9 protein-coding genes are annotated in these 10,738 nt (G+C 62.0%); 5 read left to right on the forward strand and 4 right to left on the reverse strand.

The features are described 5' to 3' along the window. Both groEL and QM609_RS28980 read left to right on the forward strand, forming a co-directional pair. Positions 1-807: chaperonin GroEL (gene groEL, locus QM609_RS28975; protein ID WP_283337648.1), on the forward strand; the 807-nt coding region annotated here is incomplete at its 5' end. 282 nt (positions 808-1,089) lie between these two features. Continuing rightward, positions 1,090-2,535 carry a wax ester/triacylglycerol synthase domain-containing protein gene (locus QM609_RS28980; RefSeq protein ID WP_007733729.1) on the forward strand — a complete coding sequence of 482 codons (1,446 nt, stop codon included), beginning with the start codon at positions 1,090-1,092 and terminating at the stop codon, positions 2,533-2,535. A gap of 271 nt (positions 2,536-2,806) precedes the next feature. Here QM609_RS28980 and QM609_RS28985 read toward each other — a convergent pair whose 3' ends face one another. After that, on the reverse strand, positions 2,807-3,010 hold the full coding sequence (locus tag QM609_RS28985) for a PspC domain-containing protein (RefSeq protein WP_003941534.1): 204 nt from the start codon (positions 3,008-3,010) through the stop codon (positions 2,807-2,809). Positions 3,011-3,155: 145 nt separating this feature from the next. On the opposite strand from QM609_RS28985, the gene ppk2 reads away from it, so the two are divergent. Beyond that, the gene (ppk2, locus tag QM609_RS28990; RefSeq protein WP_007733731.1) at positions 3,156-4,070 is read left to right on the forward strand and encodes a polyphosphate kinase 2; all 915 of its coding nucleotides are present in this window, start codon (positions 3,156-3,158) and stop codon (positions 4,068-4,070) included. 51 nt (positions 4,071-4,121) lie between these two features. Then, positions 4,122-4,955: an alpha/beta hydrolase family protein gene (locus tag QM609_RS28995; RefSeq protein ID WP_042450422.1), complete on the forward strand. Its 834-nt coding sequence runs from the start codon at positions 4,122-4,124 to the stop codon at positions 4,953-4,955. A gap of 4 nt (positions 4,956-4,959) precedes the next feature. Here the strand turns inward: QM609_RS28995 and QM609_RS29000 are convergent, their stop codons facing one another. The 3 genes from QM609_RS29000 to QM609_RS29010 form a co-directional block, all read right to left on the reverse strand. Then, on the reverse strand, positions 4,960-7,011 hold the full coding sequence (locus QM609_RS29000; RefSeq protein ID WP_047268841.1) for a prolyl oligopeptidase family serine peptidase: 2,052 nt from the start codon (positions 7,009-7,011) through the stop codon (positions 4,960-4,962). An 84-nt stretch (positions 7,012-7,095) separates the two neighbouring features. After that, positions 7,096-8,112 carry an alpha/beta hydrolase gene (locus QM609_RS29005; RefSeq protein WP_007733734.1) on the reverse strand — a complete coding sequence of 339 codons (1,017 nt, stop codon included), beginning with the start codon at positions 8,110-8,112 and terminating at the stop codon, positions 7,096-7,098. A 255-nt stretch (positions 8,113-8,367) separates the two neighbouring features. Further along, positions 8,368-9,417 carry an alpha/beta hydrolase gene (locus QM609_RS29010; protein WP_007733735.1) on the reverse strand — a complete coding sequence of 350 codons (1,050 nt, stop codon included), beginning with the start codon at positions 9,415-9,417 and terminating at the stop codon, positions 8,368-8,370. A gap of 344 nt (positions 9,418-9,761) precedes the next feature. On the opposite strand from QM609_RS29010, the gene QM609_RS29015 reads away from it, so the two are divergent. Further along, the gene (locus QM609_RS29015; RefSeq protein WP_007733736.1) at positions 9,762-10,637 is read left to right on the forward strand and encodes a dipeptidase; all 876 of its coding nucleotides are present in this window, start codon (positions 9,762-9,764) and stop codon (positions 10,635-10,637) included. Positions 10,638-10,738 lie beyond the last annotated feature (101 nt).

Consider the following 10,738-nt stretch of genomic DNA (forward strand, 5'->3'; position numbering starts at 1 on the left):
GTCAAGGCTCCCGGCTTCGGTGACCGTCGTAAGGCTCAGCTCGCCGACATCGCCATCCTCACCGGTGGCGAGGTCATCAGCGAAGAGGTCGGACTCTCCTTGGAGACCGCAGGCCTCGAGCTCCTCGGCCAGGCACGCAAGGTCGTCATCACCAAGGACGAGACCACCATCGTCGAGGGTGCCGGCGACGCCGACGCAATCGCCGGTCGTGTCAGCCAGATCCGCGCCGAGATCGAGAACAGCGACTCGGATTACGACCGTGAGAAGCTGCAGGAACGTCTGGCCAAGCTGGCCGGCGGCGTTGCAGTCATCAAGGCCGGCGCTGCTACCGAGGTCGAGCTCAAGGAGCGCAAGCACCGCATCGAAGATGCAGTGCGTAACGCAAAGGCAGCCGTCGAAGAGGGCATCGTCGCCGGTGGTGGCGTTGCACTTCTCCAGGCAGCTCCCGCACTGGACGACCTCAAGCTCGAAGGTGACGAGGCAACCGGCGCGAACATCGTTCGCGTTGCACTGTCCGCTCCGCTCAAGCAGATCGCATTCAACGCAGGCCTCGAGCCCGGCGTTGTTGCGGACAAGGTCTCCAACCTGCCCGCAGGTCACGGCCTCAACGCTGCGACCAACGAGTACGGCGACCTGCTCGCTGCAGGCATCAACGACCCGGTCAAGGTCACCCGCTCGGCACTGCAGAACGCAGCGTCCATCGCGGCTCTGTTCCTGACGACCGAAGCCGTTGTCGCTGACAAGCCCGAGAAGGCCGGAGCGCCTGCAGGCGATCCGACCGGCGGCATGGGCGGCATGGACTTCTGAGTCCATCTCCACCTAGCTCCTAGAGCCCGGCCCACCATTCGGTGGGCCGGGCTTTTGCTCGTGCGGGGGAGGCAAGTTTCGATGACTTGGCAGCGGCAGCCGCGATGCAGATTGCGGATTCACCTAACCAAGAGGTTGCCTCCTGATCGATCGGAATCACAGGCACCTTTTCCGATTGCTGGATCCGGTGATACCCAACGATTCCGAGCAGAACCCAGAGGATCGGCATGTCAGCTCGCTACAATTCGGACATTCGTTCAGCGTCGGAATTGAGGGGCATGCATGATCTTTCGGAACTCGTTGCCAGCCGCGGTATCTCAGATGGGGCCGCGAGACGCGGAGTTCGTCTACAACGAGTCCGGCGGACATCTGAGCCACATGGTCTGCGCCTACTTCTTCGACACGACGGGCCATCCGCTCGCAGAGATGACGCACGACGACGCGGTTCGGTGGATCACCGAAAGATTCGGATACTGGCCACTGTTCACGAGTCGACTCCAGCGAGTTCCGCTGGATCTGGACTATCCCTATTGGGTCCCGGCCGATTTCGACGTCGGTGATCACGTGCACGTCCATCGTGCCCCGGTTGCCGGGTGGGCGCCGGTTCGTGAATTGCTCGGGCGCTCGCTCGGTGAGCCGATGGACTTGTCCCGGCCGCCCTGGGAGTTGCACGTCATGACCGGAGTGCACGGGATCGACGAGCTACCGGGCAATCTGACGCTGATCATGCTCAAGACCCACCACGGGGCCGGTGACGGTCTGGCGATCCGCGATCTGACCAACCTTCTGTTCTCCGGTCCGCCGAAGCCGGAGACGAAGCGTGCCGGTTCGGGGCTTTCGTCGCTGAATTTGATCGGGCGCACGGTCGTGGGTTTGCCCGGCCAGGCGATCCGTTTCGGCCGGGGTCTGTCCGTGACAAAGGTTGCGGCCGAGACGGTTCGGGAGGCGGAAGAGGCCGGAGAGCTGCCTACGTACTCGGCCGACCGCCTGCCGACCCGATTCAACGGCATGCTGGGCGGAGACATCACGATCGATTTCCTGACGCTGGACGGCGCAGACATCAAAGCGATCCGAGCGGCCGTTCCGGACGTGACGGTCAACGACATCTTCCTGACCGTCGTCGCCGGCGCTCTCGACGCATACCTGTCGGAGAAGGGCGAGAAATCAGGCAGTGGGTTGGCGGCGATGGTTCCCCGATCGATGCGGCAGATCGCCGAATGGGAATCGGCCAACCAACTGGCGCTGTTGACGGTCGATCTGCACACGGACGTCGAAGATCCGGTCGAGCGGCTGACACGAATCAGGGATTCGGCGCTGATGGCAAAGGGGCGGAGTTTGCACCCAGCCGTCCGTCGATACGGCACACGCATCGAAACGTCGCCCGCGGCTCTGCTCAGACTCACCGGTCTCTCGCGTCGGATCAACAAGCTTGACCCTTCGCACAAGGTCATTCAGAACACGACGATCAGCAATGTCCCGGTATCGGTCGACGGCAATGTCTTCGAAGGTGCGCCGGCGGTGGCAGTTCTCGGCGGGCAGGCGCCGGTCGACGGAGACATTCTGCGCCACTTCCTCATTGCTGCGCGTGGAGGTTCTCTGACGCTCAATGTCATTGTCTCGCGAGAGACGATGCCAGATATCGAGCACTACATCGAATTATTGCGGGTGGGGTTCACGGCGCTTCTGCAGGCAGTTTCCGACCAAAATCGTGAGTTGGTCGAACGATAATCTCTCGACACCTCAGCTTTACGCCGCCTGTCGTTCCCTGAGTTTTCTGATCGGCGTCATTTGCTCGTCCCAAGTGAACCACTGAACATCTTGGTTGGGCAGCGTCAGTGGCCTGGCCGTCAAGGGTCTCGAGGCCCTCGCTGCGCTCAGCGGTGGAGAGTTGAAGGCCGCCAAGTAGATTGTCGATTTCGGGGCCTGCTCGTGTTGGCGCGTAGGCCCCGAAATACCTTTTGTCGGCGCGTAATTCTCGCCATGTCAAGTGCCGGAATTCTCAACCTAACGGCATGAGCATCCAGGCGGCGAGATATACCAAAGCCGCGGTTCCACCCGTGCAAATAGCCGCGATAACGGCGAGTAGACGGACAAGATTTACGTCGGCGCCGAAGTAATCTGCAATTCCGCCGCACACTCCGGCGAACATTTTCTTGTCGTTGGAACGGGTGAAGGGGCGAGGTGTGTTGCTTTCGAATGTCATGCTTCAATTCTGAAGCGAGATCGCATCAGGCACCATCGGGGACGACCCCCATCTGCACCCTGATCTTTTGAGCCCGTCGTGTCATACCCCGGTAGTTCATCCCAGCTTCACCGAACGGTTGCTGCGGGAGACTACCTTGTCGGCGGTGACCGATTTAGCAGAACGCCGACCGTTCCTCAGCGCCTTCGCGGATCTCTCGACCGCCGTCGATCTGGCCGACACCGCCGCCTTCACCGTCGACGACAATGACGACGACGATCCGGTGCTGCTGACGTCGCCGGACGGTTTCGAGGTCGACACCTGGCGGGAGGGCTACCCGTACGACGCACGGATGCCTCGGGACGAGTACGAAATGTCCAAGCGTCTGCTGCAGATCGAACTCCTCAAGCTGCAGAACTGGTCGAAAGAAACCGGCGCACGGCACGCCATCGTGTTCGAAGGACGCGACGCTGCCGGTAAGGGCGGAACGATCAAACGATTCATGGAGCACCTCAATCCTCGTGGCGCTCGCGTCGTCGCGCTGGAGAAGCCGTCGGCTCGCGAGTCGACGCAGTGGTACTTCCAGCGCTACGTGCAGCACCTTCCCGCCGCCGGGGAACTGGTGATGTTCGATCGATCTTGGTACAACCGGGCCGGGGTCGAGCGGGTCATGGGTTTCTGCACCGACGAGGAGCATGAGCGATTTCTGCGCCAGGTGCCGTTGTTCGAGCAGATGCTCGTCGACGACGGCATCAGCTTGATCAAGTTCTGGTTCTCGGTTTCACCGCTGGAGCAGCGCACGCGGTTCGCGATCAGACAGGTCGATCCCGTGCGGCAGTGGAAGCTTTCGCCGATGGACATCGCTTCTCTGGACAAGTGGGATGCGTACACGGCGGCGAAGGAAGAGATGATCCGGTTCACCGATACCGCCACCGCTCCGTGGACCGTCATCAAGAGCAACGACAAGAAACGCGCGCGGATAAACGCGATGCGTCACGTGCTCAGTCAGTTCGATTACGACAACAAGGATTACGAGATCGTGGGTACTCCGGATCCGCTGATCGTGGGCAGCCTCGAATAGTCGGCGCGTGTGCTCTGCCCATCCGCGGCGTGGGTGGTTAGTGTGAGTTGAATGGAGACCGTACCGATCCAACTCCCCGACGGCACCGTGACCCCGATCCGTCTGTTTCCCGGACCGAACGACGACGCACCCGTGGTGGTGATGTTGCCCGGGCTCGGAGTTCCCGCCGGGTTCTACGATCCGGTGGCGCAGGCCCTGGTCGAAGCCGGCTTCAACGCGGCCATCGGTGAACTTCGCGGCCAAGGTGACAGCAAACCGCGCCCGAGCGCGTCGAGTGCTTTCGGATATCAGGAACTGGTCTCGATCGATTGTCCGGCGACGTTCGAGGTAGTGCGCGAGCGGTTCCCGGCCAGCACACCATTTCTGATGGGGCACAGCATGGGCGGCCAGATCGGGGTGATGTACGCGTCGAGGATTCGGGGCCGGCTCGGCGGACTGATCCTGGTTGCCTCCGGATCGCCGTATCACCGCGGATTCCCCGGAATCCGTGCGCCCGGACTCTATCTGGGTTCGTCCGCGATGTCGGTGACAGCCAACATTGCCGGCTTCTGGCCGGGAGACCGGGTCAACGTCGGCGGCTTCGGTCGACAGTCGAAAGTACTGATCACCGATTGGGCCCGGTTCGCCAGGACCGGTCGCATGGAACCCGTCGGTGCGGATATCGACTACGAGGAGCGGATCGCTCGCCTGACCTTGCCGGTTCTGTCGATCACGATCGAAGGGGACGATCTCGCTCCACGCCGGTCGGCAAAGAACCTGGTGGACAAGCTCTCCGGGGCCCAAGTGACGATGACGCACATCGACGAACCACTCGGTCACAACGGTTGGATACGCAATCCCACCGCTGTGAGCGAGCGCGTCGTCGCGTGGTTGCGCGACCGCTGAAAGATCAGGCGAGTTTCTGCCAGAGGAACTCGTAGGTCAGCGCAGTCTTGAAGGCCAGCTGAGCATTGTCCGCGGCGCCGCCGTGGCCACCCTCGATGTTCTCGAAATACAGCACCGGCTTGCCCAGCTCTTCCAGCCGTGCGGCCATCTTGCGGGCATGCGCGGGGTGGACGCGGTCGTCGCGGGTGGACGTCGCGATCAGGATCGGTGGGTACGACGCGGCGGCGTCGATGTTCTGATACGGCGAGTACTCCGAGATGAATGCCCACTCCTCCGGGACATCGGGGTCACCGTATTCGGCCATCCACGAAGCGCCGGCCAGCAGGAGATGGAATCGGCGCATGTCCAGCAGCGGGACCTGACAGACGATGGCGCCGAAGAGCTCGGGGTACTTGGTCAGCATGATGCCCATCAGCAGGCCGCCGTTGCTACCGCCCTGAGCTGCCAGAAGATCCGGGGTCGTGATTCCGCGATCGACGAGGTCTCTCGCGACGGCAGCGAAGTCTTCGTGCACCTTGTGGCGCCCGGCCTTGAGAACCTGTGTGTGCCAACCGGGTCCGTACTCGCCGCCACCACGAATGTTCGCAACCACATAGGTTCCGCCCTGCGTCAGCCAGGCACGGCCCAGAGAACCGCTGTACGACGGTGTCAGCGAGATCTCGAATCCGCCGTACCCGTAGAGCAGGGTAGGGCCGGGCTCGCTACGCGGACTGCGCACCACGAAGTACGGAACTTGGGTGCCGTCGGCAGAGGTGGCGAAGAACTGCTCCGTGGTGATGCCCTCGGCGTCGAAGAACGAGGGAGCCTGCTTGAGGGCAGTGGGTTCGGTTTCGCCGATCACGCCGTGCAAAAGAGTTGCAGGGGAGGTGTATCCACTCGAATTGACGAAGTACTCGTTGCTGACATCAGGGTCGGTGTCGAGAATTTCGATACTGGTCAGTTCTGGAAGCCCTTCGAAAGGTCGATCCTCCCAGCCGTTTTCGCCCGGCGTCAGGATTCGCAGCGTCGTGCGCACGTCGGTCAGGACCACCAGAATCAGATGATCGCGTGTCCAGGTGTAGTGCTCGAGCGAGGAATGTGCGTCGGGTTCGAAGATCGATGTCAGTGCTCGTGAGCCGGCAAGGAAATCGTCGTAACGGATGGCAAGCAGTGCGCCGGTCGGATATTCGGTGTCCTCGACGGCCCACACGGACTTGGTGCGGATCAACAACCACTCGTGGTGAATCGAGATCCCGGCGTCCTCGGGGACGTCCACGAGCACCAGTTCACCGTCGGGGCGAACTTCGAAATGCTGAGAGTTGTAGAAATCGACCGAGCGAGTGACGAAGTCTCGTTCGAATCCGGGCGTCGGATCGTGCGAAGCCGAGATCGCCACGTCCGTGGCCTGGCCCTCGTAGACGGTCTCGGCGCTGGAGAGGGGAGTGCCGCGTTTCCACCGCTGGGCCAGACGGGGATATCCGGAATCGGTGAGCGACCCCGGTCCGATATCCGTTCCGACGTAGACGGTGTCGATGTCGATCCAGTCGATGTCGGTCTTGGCCTCGGGAAGGTAGAAGCCGGGATTCTCGCCCTCGGGAGCGAGGAACTCGCGCTTGTCGATGTCGAACTCGCGAACGACCGCCGCGTCTGCCCCACCGCGGGAGAGGCTGATCAATGCACGGTTGCGGTGTGGCCGTAGAAGTTGCGTGCCCTTCCAGACCCAGTTCTCGCCCTCGGCCTCGGCCAGGGCGTCGAGGTCGACGAGGACGTCCCATTCCGGGTCGTCGGTGACGTACTGATCGAACGTCGTGCGTCGCCACAATCCGCGAACGTGGGTGCTGTCGCGCCAGAAGTTGTAGAGGAACTCACCTCGACGGCGGACGTAGGGGATTCGCGCGTCGGTATCGAGGATCTCGCGCACGTCGCTCTGTAGTCGATCGAAGCGCTCGTTGTCGGTGAGCTGCTCCTCGGTCACGGCATTGTGCTGACGGACCCAATCGAGTGCAGACTCACCGGTCACGTCTTCGAGCCAGAGGTAGGGGTCGTCGCCGGTGGTGGGCTGCTGATCGGAAGTCATACGTCCATTCTTACTGCTCGCTCCCGACAGCACTCGACCCCGCTCCCGAAACACTGGAGCGGGGTCGAGTGAGAACGAATCGGGTCAGACGCCCAGGGAGTGAGCGAGCATCGGCCAGGAGTTGTGGAGATCGTCCTGCCAGTAGCCCCACGAGTGGGTGCCGGTCGGCTTGAAGTCGAAGGTGGCCGGGATCTTCAGGTCGCTCAGGCGGTAGGCGAGGTTGTGGGTGCAGTAGTTGACCGCTGCCTCGATGACGCCGCCGACGATTGCCTGGTTGGCGAGCGCACCGACCTGACCGTTGATCGCGGGATTGGCGAGAGTGTCGTGTGGGCCGGGGAGTCCCGAGCCGGTGGAGACGTAGAGTTCGGTGCCGCGGAGCTTCTCGGCGTTGAGGACCGGATCGTTGTCCTTCCATCCCTGACCGTCGAGCGGGCCCCACATGTTGGTGATGTCAGCTCCACCGCGGGTACCTGTGACAAGTTCGATCGCACTCTGACCGACGGGGGTGCTGGTCTCAGCGCATCCGCTGTACGCCCCGACGCCCTTGTAGAGGCCGGGAGCCGCGATGGCGAGGTTGAGGACCGAGGTCGCGGTCATGGAGATCGCGGAGATCGACTGGACCTTGTTGGTGTTGAACTCGGCGTCGATGACGGGCGGGAGTTCCTTGGTCAGGAACGTCTGCCACTTCTGGCGACCGAGAACCGGATCGTCGTTCACCCAGTCGGTGTAATAGCTGAACGCGCCTTCGAGTGGAGTGACGACGTTGACGTTCTTGTCCTGGAAGAAGTTCATGACGTCGGTCTTGCGTTGCCAGGTCGCCGAGTCTTCGCCGCCGCCTGCACCGTTGAGCAGGTAGAGCGTCGGGCGGGGTTCGCTGTTGTCTGCGGGGAGGATGACCTCGAGCGGGATGTTGCGATCCATCGCCGGGGAGAAGACCGAGATGGTGACCTTGCGGTCGCCGGTCTTGGTGTTGCTCACGACGTGCGATCCGGACGTGTCACCGCCCGCAGAAGCTGTCGCCGGACTGATCAGCATCGGCAGCACCGTGGCCACTGCGAGAGCTGCGATCACACTGCCACGCTTGAAAATTCGAGCACGCATACGTTCGGATCCTCCACCTGAATGTCTTCGGATCCGGAACGGATCGAAGTGCCTGTGAGCCCTTACTGGAACAGGTTCACTTTTTGTTATGTGTCAGTAAAGCAGAGCGGGCGCAGAAAGTGACGCGATTCGATTGCCTGACAATTGAATTGGCCCCGGAATTAACCCCCGAATTAACCCCCGAATCGGCCCAGACAAGCACTCGACCCCGCTCCCGGAAGTGCAGGGAGCGGGGTCGAGTCGGAACGATTTCGGTCAGATGCCCATCGAACGAGCGAGCATCGGCCAGGAGTTGTGGAGATCGTCTTCCCAGTAGCCCCACGAGTGGGTGCCGGTCGGCTTGAAGTCGAAGGTGGCCGGGATCTTGAGATCGTTGAGGCGGTAGGCGAGGTTGTGGGTGCAGTAGTTGACTGCTGCCTCGATGACGCCGCCGACGATCACCTGGTTGGCGAGTGTGCCGACCTGTCCGTTGATCGCCTCGTTGTTCAGGGTGTCGTGCGGGCCGGGGAGTCCGGAGCCGGTGGAGATGAAGAGCTCGGTGCCGCGGAGCTTCTCGGCGTTGACGACGGGGTCGTTGTCGATCCAGCCCTGGCCGTCGAGGGGGCCCCACATGTTGGTCACGTCAGCGTCGCCGCGCATGCCCACAACCAGTTCGATGGAGGACTGGCCGACCGGTGTGCTCGTCTCGGCGCATCCGCTGTATGCACCGACGCCCTTGTAGAGGCCCGGAGCTGCGATGGCGAGGTTGAGGACCGAGGTCGCGGTCATCGAGATCGCGGAGATCGACTGGACGCCGTTGGTGTTGAACTCGGCGTCGATGACGGGCGGGAGTTCCTGGGTCAGGAACGTCTGCCACTTCTGACGGCCGAGGGACGGGTCGTCGTTCACCCAGTCGGTGTAGTAGCTGAATGCACCTTCGAGCGGGGTGACGACGTTGACGTTCTTGTCAGCGAAGAACTCGTTGACGTCGGTCTGACGCTGCCACGTCGCCCGGTCTTCGCCGCCGCCTGCACCGTTGAGCAGGTAGAGGGTCGGGCGGGGTTCGCTGCCGTCTGCCGGGAGGATGACCTCGAGCGGAATATCGCGTTCCATGGAAGGGGAGTACACCTTGATGGTGGCGATGCGCCCGTTGTCCGTGCGGCTCGAGAGCTTGGAACCCGTTGTGTTTGCCTTGGCAACAGTTGCCGTGGTGGTCGACGGATCTCCGCCTGCGGACGACACTGCAGGGCTGATCAGCATCGGCAGCACGGATACTGCGGCTACAGCGGCGACCAGACGGCCACGCTTGAAAGTGCGAGCACGCATACGTTCAGAAACCTCCACCTAAAATTCCTTCGAATCCGCCCAGGAGTGAACGGTCCTTTGTTGCTGTTCCCGTACGGGAATTCATGCTGGGTACATGCTCTGTCGATAGGTACAGGGCGTGTGAGTCTTGTAAGTTCTACCGCATCGGTGCGTTATCCGCCAGTGAACCAGAGATTTGCTGAACGTACGACCAGTTTCAGGTGAATTTCCCTGATCATCGACGGGATTAGTGAGTGAACCGGACATATCCACTATGGGAACAACATTGTTGCCTACCTCTGCAGTCGAACGCGTCTGTCGAAGATCTTCTCCGATATCAGCGCCCAGCGGGGAGTTACGTTTCGGTGAACGTCGGTTACTCGCCGCAGACTCGCGCGGACTCGACGGCAATCGCCAAGAGTTTCGCGTGGCAGGCGCGGGTCGAGTTCCCGGAGATCACCCCTGTCTTCAGCGTCGACGGCGTCGTGGAGATTCAGGAGTCCGGCGGAATCGCCCTGGCCTTCGACCTGGAAGACTCGAATCCGCTGGAGGGAGACCTGGCCAACGTCTCGTACTTCTGCGACCTCGGAGTCCGCTCGATGTTGCCGACGTACAACTACATGAATGCTGCCGGCTGTGGCTGCTTGGACCTGGCGGACACGGGGTTGAGTGGATACGGCCGTGACCTGGTTGCCGAGATGAATCGCGTCGGAATGACGGTCGACGGCTCACATTGTTCGGTACAGACGGGGTTGGACATCTCAGCTATCACCCAGCGAGCAATGATCTACAGCCACTCGAATCTCCGAAGGTTGTGGGAGCATCCGCGCAACATCACCGACGATCAGGCCAGGGCGTGTGCGGAGACCGGCGGCGTCATCGGGATCAACGGCGTCGGCATATTCCTCGGCGTCAACGGACCGGATGACGACCAGGCTCGGCTGTCCGCGATGGCCGACCACATCGAAGAGGCTGTGGGACTCGTCGGCATCGATCATGTCGGGATCGGCTCCGACTTCTCCTTCGACGCCGACGACTTCCGCGAAGAGATCGAGCAGAACCCGTCGTCGTTCTCCGAGGCGTACACCGCGTGGGGGCCACTGCAGTGGACTCCTCCGGAGGAGGTGCTGACACTTGATCAGGTATTGCGTGAGCGGGGCTTCGACGAGCCGTCGATCGAGGCCGTGTACGGCGGAAATTTCGCCCGAGTTGCCCGAGAAGTGTGGGCTACCGACGGGTAATACGACCATCTGGGGACAGCGAAACGATGCAGGACTACCCTGGTGAATCGTGACCTCACACTATGACGTCGTTGTCCTCGGAGCCGGCCCCGGTGGGTACG

The organism is Rhodococcus sp. IEGM 1302 (genome assembly GCF_030056935.1).
Lineage (GTDB): Bacteria > Actinomycetota > Actinomycetes > Mycobacteriales > Mycobacteriaceae > Rhodococcus_F > Rhodococcus_F qingshengii.